The organism is Sphingomonas daechungensis (assembly GCF_039543105.1).
In the GTDB taxonomy this organism is placed as follows: domain Bacteria; phylum Pseudomonadota; class Alphaproteobacteria; order Sphingomonadales; family Sphingomonadaceae; genus Sphingomicrobium; species Sphingomicrobium daechungense.
Genome location: NZ_BAABJC010000001.1, coordinates 2,719,254 through 2,744,638, shown reverse-complemented (window position 1 = coordinate 2,744,638; position 25,385 = coordinate 2,719,254). Strand labels below are relative to the sequence as shown.

Annotated in this window: 28 protein-coding genes and 1 pseudogene; 14 read left to right on the top strand and 15 right to left on the bottom strand. The window is 63.2% G+C overall.

Annotation, left to right across the window (positions count from 1 at the left end):
- Positions 1–56 precede the first annotated feature (56 nt).
- Genes ABD928_RS14185 through petA form a run of 3 tightly spaced genes read right to left on the bottom strand, consistent with a single transcriptional unit; the run spans position 57 to position 2,873 of the window.
- On the bottom strand, positions 57–983 hold the full coding sequence (locus tag ABD928_RS14185) for a cytochrome c1 (protein ID WP_187714758.1): 927 nt from the start codon (positions 981–983) through the stop codon (positions 57–59).
- Positions 984–993: 10 nt separating this feature from the next.
- Entirely contained in the window at positions 994–2,295 is a 1,302-nt protein-coding gene (locus ABD928_RS14180; RefSeq protein ID WP_187714759.1) for a cytochrome b, read from the bottom strand.
- Between the two features lie 17 nt (positions 2,296–2,312).
- A complete protein-coding gene (gene petA, locus ABD928_RS14175) occupies positions 2,313–2,873 on the bottom strand; it encodes a ubiquinol-cytochrome c reductase iron-sulfur subunit (RefSeq protein ID WP_187714760.1) in 561 nt (186 codons plus the stop codon).
- Between the two features lie 171 nt (positions 2,874–3,044).
- Here petA and hemF point away from each other — a divergent pair, with 171 nt between their 5' ends.
- On the top strand, positions 3,045–3,908 hold the full coding sequence (gene hemF, locus ABD928_RS14170; protein ID WP_345170219.1) for an oxygen-dependent coproporphyrinogen oxidase: 864 nt from the start codon (positions 3,045–3,047) through the stop codon (positions 3,906–3,908).
- Positions 3,905–4,495 (top strand): GNAT family N-acetyltransferase, encoded by a 591-nt coding sequence (locus ABD928_RS14165; protein ID WP_187714761.1) that lies wholly within the window; start codon positions 3,905–3,907, stop codon positions 4,493–4,495. Before hemF ends, ABD928_RS14165 begins: the two co-directional genes overlap by 4 nt.
- On the opposite strand, the gene ABD928_RS14160 is transcribed toward ABD928_RS14165, so the two are convergent.
- Positions 4,465–5,259, bottom strand: coding sequence for a glycerophosphoryl diester phosphodiesterase membrane domain-containing protein (locus ABD928_RS14160; RefSeq protein WP_187714762.1), 795 nt, complete (start codon positions 5,257–5,259; stop codon positions 4,465–4,467). The genes ABD928_RS14165 and ABD928_RS14160 overlap by 31 nt on opposite strands.
- 98 nt (positions 5,260–5,357) lie before the next feature.
- Between ABD928_RS14160 and lipB the strand changes: the two genes are divergently transcribed.
- The 3 genes from lipB to ABD928_RS14145 all read left to right on the top strand — a co-directional run bounded on the left by lipB (position 5,358) and on the right by ABD928_RS14145 (position 6,693).
- Positions 5,358–6,020 carry a lipoyl(octanoyl) transferase LipB gene (gene lipB, locus ABD928_RS14155; RefSeq protein ID WP_345169819.1) on the top strand — a complete coding sequence of 221 codons (663 nt, stop codon included), beginning with the start codon at positions 5,358–5,360 and terminating at the stop codon, positions 6,018–6,020.
- A gap of 87 nt (positions 6,021–6,107) precedes the next feature.
- Positions 6,108–6,350 (top strand): hypothetical protein, encoded by a 243-nt coding sequence (locus ABD928_RS14150; protein WP_187714763.1) that lies wholly within the window; start codon positions 6,108–6,110, stop codon positions 6,348–6,350.
- An 88-nt stretch (positions 6,351–6,438) separates the two neighbouring features.
- Positions 6,439–6,693 carry a hypothetical protein gene (locus ABD928_RS14145; protein WP_187714764.1) on the top strand — a complete coding sequence of 85 codons (255 nt, stop codon included), beginning with the start codon at positions 6,439–6,441 and terminating at the stop codon, positions 6,691–6,693.
- On the opposite strand, the gene queE is transcribed toward ABD928_RS14145, so the two are convergent.
- The 7 genes from queE to ABD928_RS14110 form a co-directional block, all read right to left on the bottom strand.
- A complete protein-coding gene (queE, locus tag ABD928_RS14140; protein WP_187714765.1) occupies positions 6,694–7,326 on the bottom strand; it encodes a 7-carboxy-7-deazaguanine synthase in 633 nt (210 codons plus the stop codon).
- Entirely contained in the window at positions 7,323–8,009 is a 687-nt protein-coding gene (queC, locus tag ABD928_RS14135) for a 7-cyano-7-deazaguanine synthase QueC (RefSeq protein ID WP_345169815.1), read from the bottom strand. The genes queE and queC overlap by 4 nt, the downstream gene beginning before the upstream one ends.
- Positions 8,010–8,179: 170 nt before the next feature.
- Entirely contained in the window at positions 8,180–8,569 is a 390-nt protein-coding gene (locus tag ABD928_RS14130) for a hypothetical protein (protein WP_187714766.1), read from the bottom strand.
- A 49-nt stretch (positions 8,570–8,618) separates the two neighbouring features.
- Positions 8,619–9,521 (bottom strand): Hsp33 family molecular chaperone HslO, encoded by a 903-nt coding sequence (gene hslO / locus ABD928_RS14125; RefSeq protein WP_187714767.1) that lies wholly within the window; start codon positions 9,519–9,521, stop codon positions 8,619–8,621.
- Positions 9,522–9,560: 39 nt separating this feature from the next.
- Positions 9,561–10,751, bottom strand: a complete 1,191-nt coding sequence (locus tag ABD928_RS14120) for an aspartate aminotransferase family protein (protein ID WP_187714768.1) — start codon at positions 10,749–10,751, stop codon at positions 9,561–9,563.
- Positions 10,752–10,884: 133 nt separating this feature from the next.
- Positions 10,885–11,325 carry a hypothetical protein gene (locus ABD928_RS14115; RefSeq protein WP_187714769.1) on the bottom strand — a complete coding sequence of 147 codons (441 nt, stop codon included), beginning with the start codon at positions 11,323–11,325 and terminating at the stop codon, positions 10,885–10,887.
- A 101-nt stretch (positions 11,326–11,426) separates the two neighbouring features.
- Positions 11,427–12,269 carry an ABC transporter permease gene (locus ABD928_RS14110; RefSeq protein WP_345169808.1) on the bottom strand — a complete coding sequence of 281 codons (843 nt, stop codon included), beginning with the start codon at positions 12,267–12,269 and terminating at the stop codon, positions 11,427–11,429.
- Positions 12,270–12,329: 60 nt separating this feature from the next.
- Between ABD928_RS14110 and ABD928_RS14105 the strand changes: the two genes are divergently transcribed.
- Entirely contained in the window at positions 12,330–12,998 is a 669-nt protein-coding gene (locus tag ABD928_RS14105; protein ID WP_345169805.1) for a GcrA family cell cycle regulator, read from the top strand.
- Here the strand turns inward: ABD928_RS14105 and ABD928_RS14100 are convergent.
- Positions 12,995–15,694, bottom strand: coding sequence for an alpha/beta fold hydrolase (locus ABD928_RS14100; RefSeq protein ID WP_345169804.1), 2,700 nt, complete (start codon positions 15,692–15,694; stop codon positions 12,995–12,997). The genes ABD928_RS14105 and ABD928_RS14100 overlap by 4 nt on opposite strands.
- Before the next feature lie 323 nt (positions 15,695–16,017).
- Between ABD928_RS14100 and ABD928_RS14095 the strand changes: the two genes are divergently transcribed.
- The 4 genes from ABD928_RS14095 (at position 16,018) to ABD928_RS14080 (ending at position 18,872) form a co-directional block, all read left to right on the top strand.
- Positions 16,018–16,923 carry a diiron oxygenase gene (locus tag ABD928_RS14095; protein ID WP_187714773.1) on the top strand — a complete coding sequence of 302 codons (906 nt, stop codon included), beginning with the start codon at positions 16,018–16,020 and terminating at the stop codon, positions 16,921–16,923.
- 27 nt (positions 16,924–16,950) lie between these two features.
- Positions 16,951–17,514 carry an OsmC family protein gene (locus ABD928_RS14090; RefSeq protein WP_187714774.1) on the top strand — a complete coding sequence of 188 codons (564 nt, stop codon included), beginning with the start codon at positions 16,951–16,953 and terminating at the stop codon, positions 17,512–17,514.
- Between the two features lie 85 nt (positions 17,515–17,599).
- Positions 17,600–18,433, top strand: coding sequence for a class I SAM-dependent methyltransferase (locus ABD928_RS14085; protein WP_187714775.1), 834 nt, complete (start codon positions 17,600–17,602; stop codon positions 18,431–18,433).
- Between the two features lie 28 nt (positions 18,434–18,461).
- Positions 18,462–18,872, top strand: coding sequence for a hypothetical protein (locus tag ABD928_RS14080; protein WP_187714776.1), 411 nt, complete (start codon positions 18,462–18,464; stop codon positions 18,870–18,872).
- A gap of 106 nt (positions 18,873–18,978) precedes the next feature.
- Here the strand turns inward: ABD928_RS14080 and ABD928_RS14075 are convergent, their stop codons facing one another.
- Positions 18,979–19,452 carry an Hsp20 family protein gene (locus tag ABD928_RS14075; RefSeq protein WP_187714777.1) on the bottom strand — a complete coding sequence of 158 codons (474 nt, stop codon included), beginning with the start codon at positions 19,450–19,452 and terminating at the stop codon, positions 18,979–18,981.
- A gap of 179 nt (positions 19,453–19,631) precedes the next feature.
- Between ABD928_RS14075 and parE the strand changes: the two genes are divergently transcribed.
- The 4 genes from parE to ABD928_RS14055 all read left to right on the top strand — a co-directional run bounded on the left by parE (position 19,632) and on the right by ABD928_RS14055 (position 24,093).
- Complete coding sequence (gene parE, locus ABD928_RS14070; RefSeq protein WP_345169800.1) at positions 19,632–21,626, top strand: DNA topoisomerase IV subunit B; 1,995 nt, start codon at positions 19,632–19,634, stop codon at positions 21,624–21,626.
- Between the two features lie 61 nt (positions 21,627–21,687).
- Positions 21,688–22,263: a DUF4142 domain-containing protein gene (locus tag ABD928_RS14065; RefSeq protein ID WP_187714778.1), complete on the top strand. Its 576-nt coding sequence runs from the start codon at positions 21,688–21,690 to the stop codon at positions 22,261–22,263.
- A 255-nt stretch (positions 22,264–22,518) separates the two neighbouring features.
- Positions 22,519–22,686: a hypothetical protein gene (locus ABD928_RS14060; RefSeq protein ID WP_187714779.1), complete on the top strand. Its 168-nt coding sequence runs from the start codon at positions 22,519–22,521 to the stop codon at positions 22,684–22,686.
- A 153-nt stretch (positions 22,687–22,839) separates the two neighbouring features.
- Positions 22,840–24,093: an MFS transporter gene (locus tag ABD928_RS14055; RefSeq protein ID WP_187714780.1), complete on the top strand. Its 1,254-nt coding sequence runs from the start codon at positions 22,840–22,842 to the stop codon at positions 24,091–24,093.
- A 24-nt stretch (positions 24,094–24,117) separates the two neighbouring features.
- Here ABD928_RS14055 and ABD928_RS14050 read toward each other — a convergent pair whose 3' ends face one another.
- Positions 24,118–25,002, bottom strand: a complete 885-nt coding sequence (locus tag ABD928_RS14050; protein WP_345169797.1) for a nucleotide sugar dehydrogenase — start codon at positions 25,000–25,002, stop codon at positions 24,118–24,120.
- A pseudogene (locus tag ABD928_RS14045) lies at positions 25,002–25,382 on the bottom strand (nucleotide sugar dehydrogenase); the annotation flags it as partial. The gene ABD928_RS14050 and the pseudogene ABD928_RS14045, both read right to left, overlap by 1 nt.
- Between the last annotated feature and the right edge of the window lie 3 nt (positions 25,383–25,385).

The window sequence follows — 25,385 nt, the reverse complement described above, 5'->3', positions numbered from 1 at the left end:
TGTCCGTCGCCGCATAACACGGCGACGGTCAGGGTCACAGCCTTGGAGGCTGTTCGTCAGCCGTCGATGCCAGCCTTGCGCTTGGCTCGCTTCGACTTGGCCTGGTTCTCCGGCTCGAGGACGCCGGTCTCGCGAACCAGGGTCGCCTTCTTCTGATTGCGAATGTTCAGGAAGGCGAGACGCGCAAGGACAGTCGCGAAGAGGAGGAATACTGCCACTGCAATGCCCGTCGCGTGACGGTTCGGCAGATTGGGCTCCGCCGTCCACACCAGGAACGCTGCAACGTCCTTGGCCATCTGGTCGACGGTCGGTTTCGGATTACCCGGAGCGTACACGACCTGGCCTTCGCTGGTCAGCGGCGGCGGCATCGCGAGGTTGAGGTTCGCGAAGTACGGGTTGTAATGCAGGCCCTGCGGGGTTTTCGCGGCCGGGAACTCCTTGAGCAGCTCGGCGGGCTGATTCCGATAGCCGGTCAGCAGCGAATAAACGTAGGCCGCGCCGCCATGGCGCGCCTTGGTCATCAGCGAGAGATCAGGCGGAAGCGCATTGTTGTTCGCTGCGCGCGCAGCCGTGTCGTTGGCGTAGGGTGCCGGGAAGCGATCCGACGGCAGTGCCTTGCGGGTCGCGGGTTCGCCGGTTTCAGGGTTCACACTCGGAACCTCGGTCGGCCACTGATTGGCGATCGCCTTGATCTCGGCCTCGGTATAGCCAAGCCCTTCAAGGTTGTGGAACGCGACCTGGCTGAGGCTGTGGCATGCCGAGCAGACCTCCTTGTAGACCTGGAAGCCGCGCTGGAGCTGCTGCTTGTCGAACTTCCCGAGCGGGCCATCGCTCGCCAGCGAGAGGTGCTTGGGATGGAGATGAAATTCCTCCTCAGCAGTCTTTGGTGGCGGGCTCGACCAATAGGTCGAGACGTTGCTGAAGAACGAGATCAGCAGCACTACCGAAAAGACGGCGCCGACCAAGCCCAGTATGTAACGCATTCCCGTCCCCTTACTCGGCGGCCGCACGGCCGGTCGCCAGCGTACCGGCGGGGCCCTGTTCCGTTTCATGATGCAGCACGGCCGATGTGATCGAATCCGGCAGCGGAAGCGGCCGTTCGAACGCCGACACCAGCGGCAGGATGATCAGGAAGTGCGCGAAATAATATGCTGCTGCCAGCTGGCTCAGGCCGACATAGAGCGGCGTCGCCGGAGCGCCTCCGCAATAGCCGAGGATCAGGACGTCGATCACCAGCAGCCAGAAGAATCGCTTGAACACCGGACGATAGTTGCCGGAGCGAACCGGCGACTTGTCGAGCCAAGGCAGGAAGAACAGGATCAGGATCGAGCTGAACATCGCCAGCACGCCCCACAGCTTTGCCGGCAAGATGAAGTCCACGGTGAAGGCGCGAAGGATCGCGTAGAATGGCCAGAAGTACCATTCGGGCACGATATGCGCCGGCGTCGCCAACGGGTTGGCCGGAATGTAGTTGTCCGGATGTCCAAGGTAGTTCGGCAGGAAATAGACGAACAGCGAGAAGACCAGCAGGAAGCCCGCCGCAAACCAGCCGTCCTTCGCCGTGTAGTACGGGTGGAAAGGCAGAGTGTCCTTTTCATCCTTGACGTCGACGCCCGTCGGGTTGCTCGAACCCGGAATGTGCAGCGCCCAGATGTGCAGGATCACGACCGCCGCGATCACGAACGGCAGCAAATAGTGCAGCGAGAAGAACCGGGTCAATGCAGCCTGGTCCGGCGCGAAGCCGCCAAGCAGCCAGACACGGATCGGCTCGCCCACGAGCGGGAATGCCGAGAAGAAGCCGGTGATGACCTGCGCTCCCCAGTAGCTCATTTGTCCCCAGGGGAGCACGTAACCCATGAACGCCGTCGCCATCATCAGCAGGTAAATGACGAGGCCGAGCATCCACACCAGCTCACGCGGTGCCTTGTACGAACCGTAATAGAGCCCGCGGAAGATGTGGATATAGGTGACGATGAAGAAGAAGCTCGCGCCGTTCATGTGGATGTAGCGAAGGGCCCATCCACCGTTCACGTCGCGCATGATGTGCTCGACCGAATTGAACGCTCCGTCGACGCTCGCATAATACCACATGGCTAGGACGATTCCGGTGACGATCTGGATCGTCAGGAACAGGCCGGCGAGGATGCCGAAGTTCCACCAGTAGTTCAGATTACGCGGAACCGGATAACCGCCGCCGACCGCGCCATAGACCAGGCGGGGAAGCGGTAGCCGCTCGTCCAGCCACCGCATGAGCGGGGCCTTCGGTTCGTAGGGTTTTGCCCAGGCAAAGCTCATCTTAGGCTCTTTCCCCTTTAGCCGATGCGAACAGTCGTGTCGGACACGAATTCATAATTGGGTACCATCAAGTTCTTCGGGGCCGGTCCCTGGCGGATCCGGGCCGCGGTGTCGTACGCCGAACCGTGGCACGGGCAGAAATAACCGCCGAACGGTCCGCGGTTCTCACCCTCGCCGACACCCAGCGGCACGCAGCCGAGGTGGGTGCACACACCGAGCGTGATCAGCCAGTTCGCCTTGCCCGGCTTGGTGCGCTGAGCGAGCGATTCCGGATCGCGAAGCTCCGACATCGGAACGGCATTGGCAGCCTGAATCTCAGCCGGAGTCAGGTTACGGATGAACACCGGCTGCTTGCGCCACACGGTCTTGATCGCCTGCCCCGATGCGATCTTCGAGATATCGACTTCGGTCGACGCCAGCGCCAGCACGTCCGCCGGCGGATTCATCTGGTTGATCAGCGGAATGGCGACGGCAACCGCACCGACTCCGGCGAAGCTGACGGCCGCGACATTCAGGAAATCCCGGCGGCGAACGCCACCCTCCGTTTCAGCCTGTGCGGATTGTTCCAGCGTGGCCATGCTTCCCCTTGTGACGCCCAATGTGACGCATTGTCTGTCCGTGCCGACCGGCACATAACGAAGTCGCCCACGGGAGGACCCCAAGGGCGATTGGCGGTGCTGATAGCGGCGCGTTTCGGCACTGCCAAGTGCCACAATTGGCATTCGCGCACGGTGCGCTATGTGGCGGCCATGCTTGTGCTCGACGAACAACAGCAGGCCGCCCGCGACTGGTTCGAATCGCTGCGCGATCGCATCTGTGCGGCATTCGAGAAAATCGAGCGCGAAGCCGATAGCGAAGCGTCCTTCCGCTACACTCCGTGGGAGCGCGAAGATGCCGAGGGCGGGCCGGGCGGCGGCGGCGTTCGCGGCCAGATGACCGGCAAGGTCTTCGAAAAGGTCGGCGTCAATGTCTCGACCGTCGGTGGCCGCTTCGCCCCGGAGTTCGCGGCAAGCATCCACGGCGCGGCAGAGGATCCCCGGTTCTTCGCCACCGGCATCAGCCTGGTCGCCCACATGGCCAATCCGCACGTCCCGGCCGTCCACATGAACACGCGCTTCCTGACGACGACCAAACGCTGGTTCGGGGGCGGCGCGGATCTCAACCCCGCCATTCCAAACCCGGAAGACACTGACGCCTTCCACGCTCGTCTCCGTGCGGCCTGCGCCGCCCACGACCCGACCTTCTATCCGCGCTTCTCGAAGTGGGCCGAAGACTATTTCTTCCTGCCCCATCGCGGTGTCGCTCGCGGGGTCGGCGGGATCTTCTACGACCATCTCGAGTGCTTTGAGCCTGGGGAAGGACCGACTTTCGAGGAGAACTTCGCCTTTACCCGAGATGTCGGCGAAGCCTTCCTCGACATCTTTCCGAAGATTGTCCGCGCCCGCCTGAGAACGCCTTTCACCGAAGACGACATGAGCAAGCTGCTGGAATTCCGCGGCCGCTATGTGGAGTTCAACCTCCTCTACGACCGCGGCACCTTGTTCGGCCTCAAGACTGGCGGAAACATCGACGCCATCCTGATGAGCCTCCCGCCCCTCGCCGCCTGGACATGAGCTACGACGAAGTCTCGGACCGCGATCTCGTCGCGGTCGTCACATTCCTGGAGATGCACGCGCGGCCGCAGGTCGAAGTGCCTCCCTCACCTTGGAAGCTCCGCCGCATCGAGGACCCGGAGCCCGGCGCCTATCGCGAGCTTTTCGCAAGCATTGGGTCCCGATGGCTCTGGTTTTCGCGCCTCGTGATGGCTGATGGCGACCTGTCCGCGATCATCCAGGACCCGAAGGTCGAGCTTTTCTCCGTTGAAGACGAGGCTGGGAGGGCGGTCGGCATGCTGGAACTCGATTATCGCCAGCCGGGCGAATGCGAACTCTCCTTCGTCGGCGTACTCCCAGAGTTGTCCGGGCAAGGTCATGGCCGCTGGCTACTCGCCGAGGCTGTCGACAGGGCCTGGCGAGACGGCGTCCGCCGGGTCCACGTGCACACTTGCACGCTTGATCATCCGGCGGCCCTCTCAGCCTATCGCCGGGCGGGCTTCACTCCGTACAAGCGCGCGATCGAGCGCTTTCCCGATCCACGCCTGATCGGAGCGCTGCCGCGCGATTGCGCTCCTCAGATCCCGCTGCTGGGGACGCTCGCCTGAGCCTCTTGGCCTGAGGCCTGCACGTATAGCCGAGCCAGCATCACCATCAGGACGACGTAGACGCCGGCCTGCACGATCTCGCCGGCGAGGGAGACGAGAAGCGCGCCGACGGTGAACGGCTCCATCTCGCCGAAGACCATGCGAACCACCAAGCCAAGGATCGAGAAGGTCGCGAGGATCAGGATCGCCGCGCCGATGAGAAAGATCATCAGGAAAGCGAACAGCCGCCACCAATTCCCTGCCGTCAGGTTCCAGCTTCGCTTGACGATTTCGACGGGCCCAATCTGTTCCGCAACGGCGATCGGACCGGTCAGAACCATGCGGATAACGACGAAGAAGAACGCAACGAGGACGACCAGGAACAGGAGGGCTAATGCGCCGCCCGGCTGAGCCTGCAAGGTGCGGCCGATCCCCACGAACAGGATGGCGAACGGCAGGCCCCAGATCATCTGACTGATGAAATAGACGGGCATCCGCGCGAAGCTGCTGGTGATCACTTCTCCCACGGTCAGCCGATTGCCCATGGCCAGCTTGGCGAGCGCTAGCTGCCCCACGATCGCGATCAGCATCGCGACGAGCAAGACCGCGACCCAAGCACCCGGCGCCGGAAATTCACCGACCTTGGGAGTTGGCATGAACAGGTTGGCGACGAGTCCGGGCAAAACCAGCAACGCGAGTGCAACCGTGGCGAACAGCTTGCCGTCACTCTGAAGGAGCGCACGCGTTTCGTCCCAGGCGCGCGAGATGGAGAGTTTACTTGTCACCAGGGTCCCCCTGTTGGAATGGTGGCGCAGTTATGCGGACCGTCGCCGGGACTTGCAACGCGCTTGCGACCAGCGAATGCAAAGGCCATCTCGCAGCCATGATCGACACCAGCGACATCGAATGGCGCGTAAGTGAAGGGCAGGTGCCCTACCCCGATGCGCTGGCATTCATGGAGGAGCGCGCGGCCGCCATTCGGGCCGGAACGGCGAGCGAATGCATCTGGCTGGTCGAGCATCCCCCGCTCTTCACTGCCGGGACGAGCGCCGACCCAACGGAGTTGTTCAATCCCGCCGGCTTCCCGGTCTACGATGCCGGCCGCGGCGGCCGCTACACCTATCACGGCCCCGGCCAGCGGGTTGGATACCTGATGCTCGACCTTGAACGGCGCGGCCGCGATGTGCGGAATCTGGTCTGCTCGCTCGAAGGCTGGATGATCTCTACCCTGGCCGATCTCGGGATTTCCGCCCACCGGGCGCCTGGCAGGATCGGAATTTGGGTCGGCGAAGGGCCCGCCGAGGCAAAGATCGCCGCGCTCGGCATCCGGATCAAACGCTGGGTTACCTTGCACGGGTTTGCAATCAATGTTGCACCGGACCTTTCCCACTTCGGCGGCATCGTTCCTTGTGGGATCAGCGAGTTTGGGGTGACGAGCATGAAAGCGCTTGGGAAAGAAATGCCTCTGACGCGCGTTGATGATGCGCTGAAGCGAACTTTCCCGTCATTTGTCAGTGACTTGTCACTGACGTGTAAAGTGTCTTGATGGGCGCGAGCGCTTCAGACTATTGTGCGCGCGATTTGCGAGGTGGGCGCCGCCCACTTTCAGATCGGATAATCTAGGGAGTTTTGAATGCGTGCTCTTATCCTGGTCGCCGGTGCGGCCCTGGCGGTTTCGGCTTGCAGCAGCAACGAAGCCGCAGACAACACGATGAACGTCGACAACCTTGTCGTCGACAACATGACCATGAACGAGCCAGCGATGGACGCCAACATGGACATGAATGCGACGACCGACGCGAACGCGGTTACGACCGACATGAACGCGACGACCGACGCCAACGCGACGGATGCCAACGCAACCAACGCGATGTAATTCGACGGCTCTCCATTTGGAGTGCTGACGAACAAGAGGCTGCCGGTTTTTCCGGCAGCCTCTTTTTTTGTACTTGCGAGGAAATCCGATGAAACGCCTGCTCTGCACCGGCCTGATGGTGATCGCATTGTCCTCCTGCGGCAGCTATAGGCAGACCACCGAGAACAGCGGAGTCCTCGACAACGTCTCAGTCGAGGCGATGCCGGCGAACGATGCCAGCGCCCTTGAAGCGGTTGAAGCGCAGGACTCACGCCTCGCCACGCAGGAATTGGCCAACGAGACGGTCGAAACCGCAACCAACGATTCCAACGCCGTCGGAAACGCCGCCGGTAACTCGCAATAGCTAAGGCAGGCCGATGACCTTGTGAGCCTGCAGTGACAGGCGCCACAGCGGCCGCTCCATCACTAGCCGGATCGAATCCTGGAGCGCCCACTCCCGCTCCTCGCAATCCATCGGCTGGATCAGGAAATTCGAGAAGTCCCAGCACTCGAACTCAGCCGGGTCGATACCCATCTGTGGCCAGACCAGTTTCAGTTCGTTACCCCGGCGCTGAACCACGTCGGTGCCCGCCTTGGGGCTGATGCAGAGCCAGTCGATGCCTGCAACCGCCGAGATCGTGCCGTTACTCTCGACCGCGATTCGGAAGCCGCGTGCATGCAAGGCCTCGACCAGTGGCGGGTCGAGCTGCAACATCGGCTCTCCGCCCGTGATGACCACCAGCCGATCCTCCGTGCCAGGGCCCCAGGTTCGTTCGACCTGCTGAGCGAGGGTCGGGGCATCGGCGAACTTGCCCCCGCCCTCTACGTCAGTCCCGACGAAATCCGTATCGCAGAAATTGCACTGGGCCGTGTCGCGGTCCTGCTCGCGGCCAGTCCAGAGGTTGCAACCGGCGAAGCGAAGGAACACGGCCCGACGCCCCGTTTGAACCCCTTCGCCCTGAAGCGTGAGGAAGCACTCCTTGACCGCATAGCTCATGCGTAGGCCGTCGGATCCTCGATCCCGGCATCTGCGAACCCTTTCGAGCGTAGGCGGCAGGCATCGCATTCGCCACAAGCCCGCCCGTCTGGAGCGGGGTCGTAGCAGCTGTGACTGATGCCGGCGTCCAGGCCGAGCCTGTTGGCCTCGCTCGCGATTTGGGCTTTGGTCATCTCCTGCAAGGGAGCGTTGATTGTGATCGTTCCACCTTCGGAACCGGCCTTGGTCGCCAGCCGCGCAAGAGTCTCGAAACCGGCGACAAATTCCGGCCGGCAATCGGGATAGCCGGAATAATCCAGAGCGTTGACCCCGATGAAGATGTCATCCGCCCCCTCGGCCTCGGCCCAGGCCAGAGCGATGCTGAGGAAGATGAGGTTGCGCGCCGGCACGTACGTCACCGGGATACCCGGCTGCACACCGTCCTTCGGCACTTCGGTCTCGCTCGTCAGCGCCGATCCGCCGAAAGCCCGAAGGTCGAGGGGCAGGATGATGTGACGATCTGCGATGTCGGCTGCAATGCGTCTCGCAGCTTCGATCTCGACCCGGTGGCGCTGGTTGTAGTCGATTGTCAGCGCCAGGACTTCGAACCCGCGTTCGCGAGCAAGCGCCGCGCACACCATCGAGTCGAGCCCGCCCGAAAGGAGCACGATCGCCTTCTTCCTGTCTGAGCCGATTCCCGCCATGGCGGCGCCCTCTAAGGCGTTGAAGGCAACAAAAGAAGGGCCGCTCGTCGTTCAACAAGCGGCCCAGTTCCGGGCCTGAGCCCGTTTGGGAGGAAAGCGTGCCAAAATCCGGCACGACCCCCTCCTACCTGACCTTGGTTAAACCCTTGCTTAATGGAATGGGAATTTTCTCAGCAATTCCCAATTCTTCGCGCCTGGAGCACGTAATGAAACGGCGCATTGTTGGAGATGCCCTGTGTCTCAATCCGCAGCGATCGCGGCGTAATCAGCTGGACGTTGGACTGTCCGAATGCGCCACCTGTACAGGTGTAATGGACCTCCGTGCGGCTCTGCTGGTCGCGGATAATCTCACGCGAGCAGTTTGAGCGCAGATGCTCGTACTGGGAAAGAACAGCAGGATCCGCGATACAGATGTTACGGCGCCCTCCGTCCGCGCGGCTAACCTCCCACAAGCCACCGGAAGTCTGCATAAAGACCGCCGGACGGGCAGCAGCCGTCAAAGCGAGCAGCGCCACGGCTGCCGCGCAAACTCCTGTGGTCGCTCGAATCGGGCGCTTCATCGGGCGGCACTTACCATGAAATAGGTTAACGTGGAGCGTGTTTCCTCGACTAGGACACGTCCACCAGGGCGATCGGAAAGCTTTGGGAGCAGAATGCACAATCGACCGTGATGAAGCCATCGGGGCCGACCATCTCCGCCCTCTCCTCCTCGGGGAAGCGAGCGATGACCGAACGAACGTAGTCGGGATCGCACCGGCATCCACGTTTCAGCGCGACTGGTTCGAAGGTTAGCACCTCCGCCTCTTCGTGGAATAGGCGCCAAATCAGGCCGTCGAGGGGGAGCTCGGGATCCGTCAGCTCTTCCGGCTTCACCGAGCCAGCGAGGATCGCGACATGCGGCCAGTCCGGATGGTCGAGCTGTGTATGAAGGCGCTCGCGCCCTTCCTCGCCCTCCGGAAGATGCTGAAACAGGATCCCACCCGCATGCCATTTGCCGTCCCGCTTTTCCGAGGCGAGCCGGACTAGGCTGGGGATCTGTTCTGATTGAGCGAAGTAACTTTGTGCGGCCTGGGCAAGGCTCTCGCCTTCGAGCGGCACAATACCCTGGTATCGCTCGTCGCTTACGGGCTGGTCAAACGTGATGGCCAGGTAGCCCTTTCCGAACAGCGCGAACAGCGATGGGTTCGGGCCGATGTCGGCGAGCCGCTCGGGGCGATGACGAACGTAGCCGCGGAGCTCCCCGGCGAGGTAGTCGCAGACGAGCAAGTCGACGGCGCCGTTCTCCGTCTGCGCCTGCAACGTCATCTGGCCCTGTGGGTCCTTGAGCAGCGAGCCGAGCAACGCGGTCAGCGTCAGCGCTTCGGCGAGCAGCCGTTCGATTACCGGCGGGTAGTTATGCGCGGACAGGATCTGGTCGAGCACAGGACCGATACGCGCGGCTCGCCCACGAGCGTCGCGCGACGGGATGGTGACGCCGATGGCGACGTCCATGGACAATTTATCTGCGGGCATGATGCTTAGATAGGAGCCAGGCGCCCGCCTTCCAACCGCTTAAGCGGCGGCCGCCGGAGCCTCATACTGGGCGGCTGCGGCGGACAGGCTCTCGACGAACTCCCGAATGTGGCTTTCGTCGATGACCAGTGGCGGAAGCACGCGCATGACGTTGTCGCCCGCGGCGACCGTCAGCAGACCCTGTGTGCGAAGCCAGTTCACAAATTGGCGGCTGTCGGTCTTCATCTTGATGCCGAGCATCAGACCCATGCCACGAACGCTTTCGAACAGATGGTCGTGGTTCGGGATCATCTGCTCGAGCGCCGAGCGCAGGCGCTCGCCCATCAGTTGAACGTTGGTGAGAAACTCATCGTTGGCGATCACGTCGAAGACCGCCTGACCGGCCGCCATTGCCAACGGATTGCCGCCGTAGGTCGAGCCGTGCGTTCCAATGACCATTCCACTGGCAGCCTTCTCGGTTGCGAGGCAGGCGCCAAGCGGGAAGCCTCCGCCGATGCCCTTGGCAGAAGCCATGATGTCCGGCTCAACGCCATATTGCTCGTAGGCATAGAGCGTGCCCGTGCGCGCAACGCCGCACTGCACTTCGTCGAACACCAGCATCAGGTCCTTCTCGTCGCAAACGGCGCGGAGGCCGGCGATGAATTCGTGGCTGGCGGGGCGGATCCCGCCTTCGCCCTGCACCGGCTCAAGAAGGAAACCGGCGGTGTTGTCGTCGACCGCGGCCAGCGCCTGCTCCAGATTGTCGAACTCCACGACCTTGAAGCCGGGCAGCAGCGGCGCGAAGCCGTCGCGAAGCTTCTCCTGATTGGTCGCGCTGATCGTGGCCATTGTCCGCCCGTGGAAGGCGTTCGAAAAGGTGATCAGGTCATGCTTGTGGGGATTGCCCTTGGCATGGTGGTAGCGGCGCGCGGTCTTGATCGCGCACTCGACCGCCTCGGCGCCCGAATTGGTGAAAAAGACGGTGTCGGCGAAAGTCAGGTCGACCAGCCGCTGCGCGAATGCCTCGCCCTGAGGGCTACCGTACAGGTTCGACACGTGCATCAGCGTCGCCGCCTGCTTGGCGATCGCCTCGGTCAGATGCGGATGGCCGTGACCCAGCAGGTTGACCGCGATGCCCGACGCGAAGTCCAGGTACTTCTCGCCGTTCTCGCCATAGAGATAGACGCCTTCACCTCGAACCGGCCTCACCTCGCAACGAGGATAAACGGGCATGAGCGGAGTGATGGCCATCTCGGGCAGGTCCTTCTGTGGTCTGTGGGGTGCGGCTGATTACCGGTCCGGCCCTATAGCCAGACGGCCCAAAAAGGGAAAGGCGCGCCGGTTTCCCAACGCGCCTCCTTGTTTCGGACCTGTTCCGAAGGTCTTAGTCGTGGCGGTAGCCGCGATCGTCTTCGTAGCGATCGTTGCGGCCGTCACGATCGCGGTCGCTCCAGCCGTTGTTGCCCCAGCGATTTCCGTCGCGCGCTTCGTAGCCGATCCGCTGCTCGAGACGCGAAATGCGATACGTGAGCGACTGCGCCTCGCGCGGGTTGAGCCCGTTGCGAGCCGAGCGGTAGATCTGCCGTTCGAGATCGCGAGACTGGTTGCGCAGGCTATTGGCCTCGCGCTCGCTCAGGATATTGCGCTGGTCGAGCCGGTTGATCGTGCGCTGCAGGTTGTCGACCCGTGCCTGAAGGCTGCGGACCGAGCCATAATTATTGTTGTAGCCATAGCCCTGCGGGGCTGGATGGTACTGGGCAGGTGCGGGCGTTGCGACAGCGAGAGCCGAAGCAACAGCGGCGATACCGATAAGAACTTCACGCATCATGGCTCTCCTTGAGCGGTTGATGCGTCTGTTGTGCTCCTGACCGCTTGCCGGGACGCTGAACGCTTCCGTTATCGGGCGTTCAACTAGCTTAACGCGGCTTATTGCTTGATCTTCCAGCCTTTTTTCAAAAGCGTAAAGCAAATCGCCCACAAGGCGACGTTGACACAGAGGAGTCCGATGGCCCCGACCGCTATCGGCGAATCGCTGATTCCCAGAAATCCGAATCGGAAACCCGAGATCACGTAGAAGAACGGGTTCGCGTGGCTGATTGCCCGGAACGTCGGCGCCAACTGCTCAACCGAGTAGAAGGTCCCGGACAGGAGCGACAGCGGCGTCACCACGAAATTGGTCACGGCGGCAGCATGGTCGAACTTGTCGGCCCACAGAGACGTCAGCAGCCCCATGAAGCTCAGCATCAACGCACCCATCAGTCCGAACCACAGAGCCCAGAGCGGGTGCTCCAACCGGACATGCACTCCCGGCCACAGCAGCATCGCAAGCCACACCGCAAAACCGACCAGGAATGCGCGCGTCACTGCCGCGCCCACCAGGCCCGCAATCAGCTCGCCGGTCGACAACGGGGGCATGAGATAGTCGACGATGTTCCCCTGCATCTTGCCGACCAGCAGCGAGAAGCTGGCATTGGCGAAGGCGTTCTGAATCATGGCCATGACGATCAGCCCCGGCGCGATGAAGTCGGCGAAGGGAACGCCCATCACGGTGCGCCCACCGCGGCCTAATGCGACCGTGAAAATCGCCAGATACAGGAGCGTCGTGATCGCCGGTGCCCAGACGGTCTGCATCTGCACCTTGAAGAACCGGCGCACCTCCTTGATATAGAGGGTCCTGAGCCCGCCCCAGTTGACGCCGTGCAATACCGGCTCTCCCGGTGGTGTTCGAACCCAGATTGGAGATTGCTCGCTCGGAGTGGTCACGGGCATGCGCCTATCGGTTGGCGCCAGCCCCCGCAACCCGAGCGACGACGTTGGAGAAGTATTTAGATGTCCTGGACTGAAGAGCGGATCGAGCGCCTGAAGGCGATGTGGACGCAAGGCGCGACGGCCAGCCAGATTGCCGACGAGCTCGGCGGCGTGAGCCGCAATGCCGTCATCGGCAAGGCCCACCGCCTCGGCCTGGAAGCCCGTCCATCGCCGGTCAAACCGGGTGAAGAGAAAGAGCATCGCGCACCGGCTGCCGCCGCGCCCGCACCAAAGCCCGCTCCCGCCGAGCGCCCGGCACCCCGTCCGGCCCCCGCCGCGGCCGATGCTGCTCCGGAACAGGCTACCCCGGCCGAGCGCCCCGCGCGTTCGCCGCAGCGCCAGAGCTCGCCTGAGATGCAGTATCGCTCGATCGGTCCGGGCGGCTTCATCCGCCAGGGTCCGGGCGACCAGCAGGCGCCGATCCCGCCGGCCCCGCCGCGCCGCCTTGTCCCGGCCAAGCCGAGCGACGAGGTCGCCGACAAGACGAGCCTGCTCGACCTCAACGACCGCATCTGCAAGTGGCCGATGGGACACCCGGGCGAGCCCGACTTCCACTTCTGCGGCAATGCGTCGAACCCAGGCTTCCCGTACTGCGTCGAGCATTGCGGCGTCGCCTACCAGGCGCAGCTCCCGCGCCGCGATCGCCGTCCGCCCCCGCCGCTTCCCTTCGGCGGCCCCCGGGTCCGCTAAGCGAAGACGCGTTTCTTTTCGCCGAGGAACGCCCGCAAGGCAGCGCGCGCACGCGTCCAGCCTTTGTCATGGTCGAGCGGGATGTGATTCTCGCTGTCCAGCAGCACGAGCTTCGATCCTGCGATCTGCGCCGCCATTGTTTCTGAGCAAGCCGACGGGATGATCCGGTCGCCGCGGCTGTGCATGATCAACGTCGGCGCCTGGATCTTCGCCAAGTCCGGCCGGAGGTCGATCGTTCGGAAGACGTCCTGCAACTGCTCGCTGAGCACACTGATCGTGCCGAGGCGGTCCACAAACCAATCCATCATCTCGCTATTGGCTTCGGGCCAGTAGAGCGCACCAAGCATCCGGGCGAATGACCCGCGGTCGCTGGGCGCATAGCCGCGCCCGAGGTTCAGCAGCGTTTCCCTTCGCATGATCTCCTCGGGGTCGTTGCGGACGCCGAACCCTTCTGCGTAACCGCCGATCAGCACGAGTCTGCGTACCCGCTCCGGAAAGCGCGCCGCATATGCGATCGCCACCAGTGCGCCGTGTGACATGCCGAGGACGTCAAGCTTCTCGACTCCCGCGCCGTCGATGACCGCGACGAAGTCGTCCAGGAGCGAGTCGAAATTCCACCGGTGAGGATCCGGATCCGACAATCCAACGCCGCGCATGTCGCTCCGGATCAGCCGCCGTCCGCGTAGTCCCTCCGCCATCCAATGGCTCCAGGTCGGCGTCGAAAGGTCCTTGTCGATGTGATGGAACCAGACGGCCGGCATGACCAGGGGAAAGCCTTCGCCAATGCTCGTCCAGGCGATCTTCGCTCCGTCCGAGGACGCGCACGTTCCGCTTTGCTCGGCCGGCTTGGCCTCAGCCACAAGCGGGTCGAGCTCGTCTCCCTCCTCCGGCTTGAGAAACTGCCGCGCGAGGCGGACGAAGTCGTTCCAGCCGGCCTCCTTCTCCAGCAAAAGGTGATTGTCTCCGTCGAGCGGCACAAAGGTCGCCTCCGGGATGTTCCGGGCGAGATATTCCCCGGCGGAAAACGGAACGACCTGGTCGTCGCGGGAATGGAAGATCAACGTCGGCACGGACACCTGCGGCAAGAGATCGCGGACATCGATCAACGATAGTGCCCGCTGCAGCTTGACCGCATTTTCCGGTGAGCAGCTGACCTTCTGCATCTCGTTCCACCAGTTGATCTGCTCCGGCGTGCCGTTCGGAATGTACAGGCTGGTGAAGACCTGCCGGTAGGTCGGGTGATCGGCGCCCCATCCCACTTCTGTCAGTGTCAGCAGAGCCTCGCGGCGCGCGATCTCCTCCGGGTCACCCCGCGCAGCCCATCCGGCCGCATAGCCGCCACAGATCAGGAGCCGCCGCACCCTCTCCGGATGGCGGACCGCATAGGCGATTGCCACCGACGCCCCCTGGCTGATCCCAAGCAGGTCGAACTTGTCGACCCCTGCCTGCTCGACCACGCATTCGAGGTCGTCCACGAAAGCCTCGAACGAAATTTCGGGCGTGTCCCAGTCGGACATGCCGTTCGCGCGCTCATCATAGCGGATCAGCGAGTGCCCGCGGGCGAACTCATGCAACCAATGGCGCCAGACGGGGCTTTTCCAGTCGTGCTCGAGGTGGTTTAGCCAGTTCGCCGCTTTTACCAGCGGTGGCCCCTCCCCCATGATCGAGAAGGCAAGGCGCGTTCCGTCCTCGGCGCGCGCGTACCGCACAACCTGCTGCGGCAGCCCGGTCTGGGCGAGCTCGACGCGCTTCTTTGCATCGTCCTCAACGCGCCGCCGCCAGGTCGCAGGCGGCTCCCCATATTCGCGCTTGAATGCTCGCGTGAACGCCGCCTCGGAGTTGAAGCCGACGGAGTAAGCGACGTTCGACGCATTCTGCTTGCCGTCGCGAAGCATGTTCGCGGCGACGCGCATCCGCCATCGCCCGCAATATCGCATCGGCGGCTCGCCGATCAGTTCGGCGAACAGCTCGCCCAGCTTGGTCCGGGATACGCCGGCCTCGCGCGCGAGAGTCTCAATGTCGAGTTCCTCGGCGTAGCGGCTGTGAATAACGGCCAACGCCTTCGCGACGGCCGGATCCTTGAGGCCAGCCAGCCAGCCGCGCTCGCCCCTTGGCAACCTGTCCATGTATCGCCGGATGGCCTCGGCGAAGAAAAGCTCGGAGACTCTGGCCACCATCTCCGGCGACTGCCCCGCCTCGTTGAGCATGCGCATGGATGTTTCGATCCAGTCCGAATGCGCATCGTCGCTCGAATCCAGCTTGAGCATCTTGGGCAGGCTGTCGAGCAGCGGATGGTTCTCCGTCGAAACGCCCAGAAAGCCGCAGTAAAAATCGACTGCGTCCCCCCCGTTATCGATCAATACCCGAGCAGGTCCGTTAGGCGCGGCCTCGATCACCTCGTGGGAATCGATCGGCGTTAGCCCGGGCCGTGTGTAGAGCAGGTGCACGTCGTTGCGCGGCAGAAGAACGATGTCGCCGGGATTCAATGTGATCGGCGGCTCACCGTCGACGGAAGCGTAGAGCCTGCCCGAGCGAATGTAGTGATAGGCGACCAGTTCGTCGGCGCGGACCTGGAAGCGCTCGGAATCCTCATCCTTGAATCTCGACAACAGGCAGAAGTCGCCGCGGGTCTGGGCGTCGATGACCACGCCGCCGGTGAGGCGAAGCGACGCAAGAATGTCGGTCAAAACGTCCATCGCCACCCCGACCATGCATACGAATGCGGCGTTTCGGTCAAGTTATCCGGCAAGCTGGTCATTTTGGCAAACCGGCGCCTGAAGTAGAGACTGGGCCATCGAGTTTCAGGATGCGCTGCATGATTCGGAAGTACTGCTTCCGAAAACGGCGAACTGCGGCTCTTGAACAAGCAAGGGGAATCGAAATGAGCAAGCTTGAAAGAGATATCAACTCGCGAAGAGCGGTAGTCATCTTCTTCGCAGTTCTTTCTGGTGTTTCAGCGGTTGCGACTGCCGTCGCACCGGCAATTGTCCACGCCTAAGTAAAATCAAGGGGAATGCAAATGTACCACGATTTCAACTATGAGGCGACGCTGGCATCGTCCCTGCGTGCCCAATGGCAGCTCGACGACGTCCTTCGTGAAGACCAGGAATTGGACTTCAGCCGCAACTTCATGCCGGAAAGCCTGGCCCGCACCCGCGCCGTCGAAGGTCTAAATCCCTTCGAGCAGCGCCTGCTCAACCAGATCTCCGCTCACCAGTACCTCTGCATCTTCGGCGTGGTCGAGGAAGCGATCCTTCCGTTCTTGCTCGATCATGCACGTCCGCACCTGATGGAGGACGACTGGCGGGTTCGCGCGCTGCTCAACTTCGCGGGCGAGGAAGCCAAGCACATTCATTTGTTCAAGCGGTATCACTCCGCATTCGTCCGGGGCTTCCCCGTCGAGTGCGAGATGATCGGTCCGTCCGAGGCGATTGGCGCGGAGATCCTTCGCCACGATCCGCTCGCGGTCGCGCTGGTGATCCTGATGATCGAGTGGATGACCCAGCAGCACTACCTGGGCAGCATCCGCGACGACGGCGATATCGACCCGCTCTTCAAAAGCCTGATGAAGTTCCACTGGATGGAAGAGGCGCAGCACGCGAAGCTCGACACGCTGATCGTGGATGCACTGGCCGAGGGCCGTTCCGACGCTGAGATCGACAAGGCGGTGGACGAGTTCTTCGAGATCGGCGCCTTCCTTGACGGCGGGCTCAAGCAGCAGGCGACTTTCAACCTCGACGCACTCGAGAAGGTGATCGGCCGCAAGCTCCCAAACCGCGAGGCAATCGAGGCCCAGCAGCATCAGGCTGCTCGATGGACCTACGTCGGCTCCGGCCTTGTCCATGAGCGCTTCAAAGCCACGCTGAAGAGCATTGCGCCGCGCATCGTCGCTCGCTTCGAAGAAGCCGAGCCGGTCTTCGCCTGAACCAACCCACCCAAAGGAGAATGAAGAATGTTGGACACCGTCAAGAACGCTCCCGTGAACGGGCTCGATCTCGCCGCCCTCGGCGAAGTCATTGAAGCCATCCAGGCCGATAGCTCGAAGGGAATCGTCGGCTTCGACGTCGTCACCCGCTGGAAGGGCCAGACCCGCAGCGAGACGACCGTCACCGGCTTCAACATCGCCGGCGAGCGCGTCCAGCGCAGTCACAAGATCGTCGCCGACGAACCGTTCGAGCTGCTCGGCGCCGATACTGCGCCGAATCCGCAGGAGCTGCTGATGGCGGCGTTCAACGCCTGCATCACCGTCGGTTACGTCGCCGGCGCGTCGCTCAAGGGCATCAATCTCGACTCACTCGAGATCCGGACCAAGGGCGAACTCGACCTGCGTGGCTTTTTGGGCCTCAGCGACGATGTCGCTCCGGGCTACCAGAACGTCGACTACGAGGTCGTCATCAAGGGTGATGGATCGGCTGCGGATTTTGAGGAAATCCACCAGACGGTCATGAAGACGTCGCCCAACTACTTCAACATGAGCCGTCCGATCAAAATGAACGGGACGCTGAGCGTCGGCTGAGCACGATCGGCCGCGGTGCCGTGCCTGGCGCCCCCAAAACGTCAGGCACGGCATCAAACGGCAGCAATAAAGGGGGTAATCGAATATGTCCGACCTGGTCATCGAAAAGGTCAATCCGAACAAGGCTCTTTGGGAGAAGGGCGACTTCACGCGCATTGCCGACACCATGCGGCAGAGCGGCGAGGAGCTGGTCAGCACGCTCGGCATCACGCCGAGCATGAACGTCCTCGATCTCGGCTGCGGCGACGGCACGACCGCGCTTCCGGCCGCCAAGATCGGAGCCACCGTGACGGGCGTCGATATCGCCGCCAATCTCGTTGCGGCCGGCAACAGGCGCGCTTCAGCCGCCGGCCTCACCAACCTTCACTTCCGCGAGGGCGACGCGTCGAACCTCGAGGGCATCGACAGTGACAAGTACGACCTCGTCGTCAGCGTCTTCGGTGCGATGTTCGCTCCGCGACCATTCGACGTCGCGTCGGAGATGGTGCGCGTCACCAAGCCCGGTGGCCGCATCGTGATGGGCAATTGGATCCCCGGCGATCCGACGCTCGTCGCCCAGATCCTGAAGATCAGCGCGGCCTACACGCCCCCGCCGCCGGAAGGCTTCGTCAGCCCGATGACCTGGGGCGACGAAGACAAGGTGCGCGAGCGTTTCGAAGCAGCCGGGATCACCCCCGAGAACGTCCGCTTCGAGCGTGCCACCTGGTACTTCCGAGTGCCCGGCCAACCCGCCGAGCTGCTGGCGATCTTCCGCGACTTCTACGGCCCGACGATGAATGCGTTCGAGGCTGCTGCCAAGGCTGGAAAGTCGGAGCAACTGGAGCGTGAGCTCATCGACCTGTTCGTCGCCCAGAACAAAGGCTTCGAACGCACCGAAATCCCCGCGATCTTCCTCAAAGTCACCGCGACCAAGAGCTAAATTCGCCAAAGCCCCAGGAACCAGAAGGATGAAACACGAAGTCATTGAACGTGCAGACCGGTCGCTGTTCCAGCGTATCGCGTTGCGTCCCCGCCGTCGTCGCCAGTTGCGCGCCGAACGGATCAGGCCCTCGCTGCCGCATTCGCGCGCCGCGAATCGGTTTGCCGAGACCTGCGCCGGGATCGGCGGAACGACCATGCTCCACGACCTGATGCCGGACATCGTCACGGTCAGCTTCGGCGAGCGGACGAAGGCCATCCATGCCCGGCTCCACTCGCAGGGTTGGAAGTCCGTTGGCCTCGGCGACTGGCAGGGCGAGCGCGTGCTCGGTGTTTCATTCGGCGGTGATCGTCGCGCGACCCGGACCGCCGATGACCTGCTCGACGCCCTTATCGCCATCGTCGGCGAAATGGAGATCGCGGAAACGCGCGCCTGGTGAACTGAACCCCTCGCGCCGGCCCCTCCTCCCCCTCCCCAGCCGGCGCAAAAAGGAAGGCCCCGGAGCGCAAAGCCCCGGGGCCTTTTCTTTTACCGATCGAGGAAGCTTACGCCTTCTCGGCTTCGAGCGTCTGCTGCGACGCCGGCTTCTCGCCGCCGCTGATGCTGATCTTCCGCGGCTTCATCGCCTCGGGAATCTCGCGCACCAGTTCGATCGCGAGCAGGCCGTCCTTCAGGTCCGCACCGCGTACCTGGATGTGATCGGCAAGCGCGAAGCGGCGCTCGAACGAGCGGGTCGCGATGCCGCGGTAGATGTAATCGTTGCCGCGGTTCTCGCTGTCCTCGGCCTTCTTGCCGCTGACGATCAGAACGTTCTGCTGGGCGGTGATGTCGATCTCGTCGGACTTGAAGCCGGCAACCGCAAGCTCGATCCGATAATCGTTGTCGCCGAGCTTGATGAGGTCGAACGGCGGGTAGTTTTCCTGTGCCTGGCCGGTGTTGCTGTTCTCGAGCATGTCGAACAGCCGGTCGAAGCCGACGGTGGAGCGGCGATAGGGTCCAAAATCAAAAGCACTACGCATGTCTTGTCCTCCATTTGAGCAACAAGGCGGGGAGCGGCTGAGGCCGCGGCCCCGTCACCGGCCCCATCTGGCGACCGGCACCGCTGATTTGGAATTGCCGCTTGCGATTTCAAGGCTGTGGAAAACACCTAGTCGCAAGCTTGGCACGGCTTGAATCAGGGCCTTATAGCTATCCCCACATGTCCGACCTGTTCGCTTCCAACGCCGCCGCGCCCGCACCCGAAAGCTACGACGCTTCCTCGATCGAGGTCCTCGAAGGCCTGGAGCCCGTCCGCCGCCGCCCCGGCATGTACATCGGCGGCACCGACGCCCGCGCGCTTCACCACCTCGCCGCCGAGGTCATCGACAATGCGATGGACGAAGCGGTCGCCGGCCACGCCAGCCGCATCGAGGTCACGCTCGAGCCCGGCAACCGCCTGACCGTCTTCGACAACGGCCGCGGCATCCCGGTCGACCCGCACCCCAAATATCCGGGCAAGTCCGCGCTCGAGGTCATCATGACCACCCTTCACTCGGGCGGTAAGTTCGAGGGCAAGGCCTACAGCACCTCCGGCGGCCTGCACGGCGTCGGCGTCAGCGTCGTCAATGCGCTCTCGACCGAGACCATCATCGAGGTCGCCCGCGACAAGAAGCTCTACCGCCAGGCCTTCTCCAAGGGCGTCGCCACCTCCCCACTCGAAGAGGTCGGCGCGGCCCCCAACAAGCGCGGCACCACCGTCACCTTCACGCCCGACCCGGAGATTTTCGGCGCCGAGTCCGACTTCGACCCCGGCCGCCTCCTCCGCTTGGTCCGCTCCAAGGCCTATCTCTTCGCCGGCGTCGAGATCCGCTGGCGCTGCGACCCGTCGCTCGCCTCCGCGGACGTCCCCGAAAGCGCGACCTTCCAATTCCCCGGCGGCCTCGCCGACCATCTCGCCGAGCAGCTCGCCGACCGCCCCGCCGTTACCAACCAGCCTTTCGTCGGCAAGCAGGACTTCCCCGCCGCCGACGGCGCGTCGCAGGGCAGCGCCGAATGGGCCGTCGCCTGGCCGCTCTATTCGGACGGCTCCGAAAGCTATTACTGCAACACCATCCCCACGCCCGACGGCGGCACGCACGAAGCGGGCCTCCGCGCCGCGCTCACCAAGGGCCTCCGCGCCTTCGGTGAACTGGTCGGCAACAAGAAGGCGAAGGAGATTACCGCCGACGACGTCTTCAACGGCGTCGAGCTGATGCTGTCGGTGTTCATCCGCAACCCGCATTTCCAGAGCCAGACCAAGGACCGCCTCACCAGCCTCGAGGCCGCGCGCTTCGTCGAAAATGCGGTCCGCGACCATTTCGACCATTACCTCGCCGACAATATGGACCGCGGCCGCGCGCTCCTTGGCTCGATCGTCGAGCGGATGGAGGAGCGCCTCCGCCGCCGCGCCGAGCGCGAGGTCAAGCGCAAGACCGCCACCTCCGCCCGCAAGCTCCGCCTCCCCGGCAAGCTCACCGACTGCGCCAGCGACGACCCCGAAGGCACGGAGCTTTTCATCGTGGAAGGCGACAGCGCCGGCGGCTCGGCCAAGCAGGCCCGCGACCGCAAGACGCAGGCGATCCTGCCGATCCGCGGCAAGATCCTCAACGTCGCCAGCGCCACCGCCGACAAGATCCGAGCCAACCAGGAAATCGCCGACCTCAACCTCGCGCTTGGCTGCGGCACCAAGGACAAGTTCGACGAGGCGAGCCTCCGCTACGAGCGGATCATCATCATGACCGACGCGGACGTGGACGGCGCCCACATCGCGACCTTGCTGATGACCTTCTTCTTCCAGGAAATGCCGGAGCTGGTCCGCCGCGGGCACCTCTTCCTCGCCCAGCCGCCGCTCTACCGCCTGACCGCCGGAGCCAAGACCCTCTACGCCCGCGACGACGCCCACCGCGCCGAGCTCGAAGCGACCGAGTTCAAGGGCAAGAAGGTCGAAGTCAGCCGCTTCAAGGGCCTCGGCGAGATGAACCCGAACCAGCTCAAGGAAACCACCATGGACCCGAAGACGCGGTCCATGCTGAAGGTGACCCTACCCGCCGCCTACGAGGACCGGCAGCCGGTCAAGGACCTGGTCGACCGCCTGATGGGCAAGGACCCGGCAGAGCGCTTCAAATTCATCCAGTCGCGAGCAAGCGCGGTGGATGAAGAGGAGATTGATGCCTGACGTCTCGCTAGGAACGGGCAAATCCGCTGAACGTTCGGCCCGGACAGAAAGGGAGAGTTTCATGCGTCTTTCCGTATTGCTCCTATCCGCCGCGCTGCCCCTTGCGATTGGGGCCTGCGGACAGAGCGACACAGCGCCTTCGGTCGCGAACGATGCGGCTTCAAGCGAAGCTGCAATCGCTAACAATTCGGCTTCCGTCCCTGCATCGGGCGCACAGGCGTTCGTCAATGCCGCCGCCGCCAGCGACCGGTTTGAAATAGAGACGTCAAAGCTGGCCCCCGGCTCCGCCGCGTCGAACGCGTTGATGGCGTACGCGCGAGAGATGGTCGCAGCGCATACGGCGTCGAGCGCGAAGCTGAAGGCGATCGCTGGCAAGGACCCGGTCGGCATCACGATCGACGACACGCTGAACACGTCGCAGAACGCCACGCTCGAGGACATGAAGACCAAGAAAGGCTACCTTTTCGACGCTGCCTACCTCGCCGCCCAGGTCCACGCGCACGAACAGGCGCTGACCGAGCTCAAGGCCTATGCCGCGTCCGGCGACAATGCCGAGCTCAAGGCCTTTGTCGAAGGACTGTTACCGACCGTGACCGGACACCTCGAACAGGCGAAGGCGCTCAGCCAGGCCAAATAAGCATCCTGATTTAAGTTACTGAGATTACCTGCAACTTCGCTGAACTCGCCCGCGTTTTAAGGCCGCGTGTCAATGCGAGTTGAAGAGAGTGAATGTTGAACAAGATGGCCGTTGGTCCTTCCTGCTGGGACTGGACGTCCACCCGTTTGGGGCAGCGCTACGGCGAGCGATCCGCCTCCCGGACAAGAACCTCCCGGCTGACCTCAGCCACCTGCTCGACTCCATCGACCCGAGACCATGTAACCGGAGGGAAGAGTGCCGAGAGAATTGATCGACACGGGAACCGATAAGCGTTTCGTTCGCCGCGACAAGGAAGGGCGTTTCAAGGAGTCCGACGATGTCGGACGGAGCCTCGCGCAGGACCAGAAGCGAGATTCGAAGACTAAGCCCAAGCGTGGCGAAGGCGACAAGGGCGACCGCTGATGATCCATCGCTCGCGCTACGTCATCGGCGTGGCGGCGGCGATGATCGCGATCTTCGTCTTCGCCTATGCGATCAACATCGAGAGGTTCTGACGGGATCGATCCACTAACGCCAGGTTGGCCGCCGGTTAGCCAAGAGACTAACAATGGGGCGATGCATCGTCCCATCTCTCGCGGATCGCTTGCCGTCGCGGCCTTTTCGACTGTGGTCGAGTGGTACGACTTCACGCTCTACCTCTATTTCGCGACGGTTCTCGCCCGCGTCTTCTTCGGCCCGGGCGAGGCGTCGCTGCTGGTGACCCTGGGCGGCTTTGCCATCGCCTATCTGATGCGACCACTGGGAGCGATTTTCTTCGGCCACATTGGTGATCGCAAGGGACGGCGGCATATGCTGCTGCTCTCGGTGGCGCTGATGACCGCCGCCATGCTCTCGACCGCCATGCTGCCGACCTACGCCCAGATCGGGCCGGCGGCAGGCGTGCTGCTGGTGCTCCTGCGCTGCGTGATGGGGTTTAGCGTCGGCGGCGAATATACCGGGGTTGTCGCTTACCTGCTCGAAGGCGCCGAGCCCCACCGCCGCGGCCTGATTGCCTCCTCCGCCTCGGCTGCAAGCGAAGTCGGTGCCTTGCTCGCGGTCGGCGTGTCGGCGCTTACTGTTGCGTCGATGAGCGAACCGGATCTCGCAAGCTGGGGTTGGCGAATCCCGTTCTTCGTCGGTGCGGCGCTGGCGGGTACGGTGTGGATCGCTCGCTCGACGATGGAAGAATCACCCGAATTCCATCGGCAGGTGCGAGAGCAGACCATCCCTGAAAGTCCGCTTCGCCACAGCCTTGCCAACCATCGCGGCGGGATCGCGCGGGCCTTCGCCATCTCCGCGCTTGGCTCGATCACTTACTATGTCGGGATCACCTACGTTCCCGCGTTCCTGACTTCGGCTGGCTCGCTCACGGAGAGCGTCTCTCTCTGGCTGTCGACCGCAGCGGCGGTTGTCGTCATCCTGGTGACGCCGTTGACCGGAATCCTCTCCGACCGTGTGGGACGGAAGCCCGCTCTCGTCGTCCTGGCGCTGGGAAGCGCGGTTCTCCCGATGACCATGTTTGCGCTGATGGCCAGCGGCTCGCATGACCAGGCACTGATCGGGACATTCGTTCTCGCGGCGCTCGCCGGCGGAGTCAGCGCTGTCGGAGCCGTTGCCACGGCCGAGCAATTTCCCGGTGAGGGGCGCGTCACCGGACTCGCCCTCAGCGCCACTATGGCTACCGCGATTTTCGGCGGGCTGACCCCCTACGTCGCTCAACTCCTCGTCGAACGGACCGGCTGGACGATGGCGCCGGGAGCAATGATCGCGCTCGTGAGTCTCTGTGTTCTTCCCGTCTTCCTCCTCATGAAAGAAACGGCACCGCGGTGAGCACGGCCTTCCTCTTCGACGCGCCTAAAGCGACCAGCGCCGGATCGAAGGGTCGAGCGTCAGTCCGCGCCAGATCCCCTTGATGTCGGCAAGTGTGCCACCGTCCTTGACCCAGGAGTTCAACCGATCCGGAGCAAGGTCGCGATAGGCCTGATGCCCGACCGCTCCCACGACAAGGTCATAAGCTTCGCCATCCGATTCGGTGAGTTGAAGCCCGTGGATCGCTTGTAGCTCGGCTGCGTCCGCCAAGGGATCGGCCACGTCGACGTCGTAGCCGAGCTCGCTCAGCCGCTCGACGAGATCGAAGCTGCGGCTGTTCCTGAGATCCGGAACATTCTCCTTGAATGTCAGGCCGAGGATCAGCGCCCTGCCCGCCTTGCCGCCCCGTTCGGCATGCAGCGTGTCGGCAATCCACCGGCCCATGCCGTCTTTGGTGCCCCGCCCCGCGAGGATCACCTGCGGGTTGTGACCCAGCTCCTCGGCCAGATGGCTGAGGTAATAGGGATCGACCCCGATGCAGTGACCGCCGACGAGGCCGGGCTCAAAGGGCAAGAAGTTCCATTTGGTGCGCGACGCCTCGAGCACGTCCCACACGGACACGCCGATCTTCGCGAAGATTTGGGTCACCTCGTTCATGAAGGCGATGTTGATATCACGCTGGGCGTTCTCGATGGCCTTGGCGGCCTCGGCAGCTTTGATCGACGCAGCGCGGAACACGCCGCCTTCGGTAACGGCGCCGTAGATCCGCTCCATCTGGTCGAGGACTTCCCGATCCTCGCCGGCGATGACTTTCGTAATACGGTCAATCGTATGCTGCCGATCGCCGGGATTGATCCGCTCCGGCTGTAGCCGAGGCGGAAATCGCGGCCGCGCTTGAGACCCGAAGCCTTTTCGATTTCCGAGCCGCAAATCCCTTCGGTAACACCCGGATAAACCGTGCTTTCGTAGATGATCGTGGGACGCTTCGTGCCATCGATGGATTCAGCGACAATCCTCGTCGCGGCGATGAGCGCGGATAGATCCGGGCGATTTTGCTCATCGACCGGCGTCGGCACGGTTACGATAAAGACATCCGCGCCCGAGCAATGCGAGCGATCGCTGGAAAGCTTCAAAGTCGAGGACTTGAGAGTCTCTTCGTCGACTTCTCGTGTTCGGTCGTAATTCTGTCGAAGCTCACCGATTCGATTGGCATCGATGTCGAACCCGATAACTTCGAACTTCCGAGCGAGCGCGACCGCCAGCGGCAGGCCGACATAGCCGAGCCCGACGACGACGATCCGTTCGCCCATGGG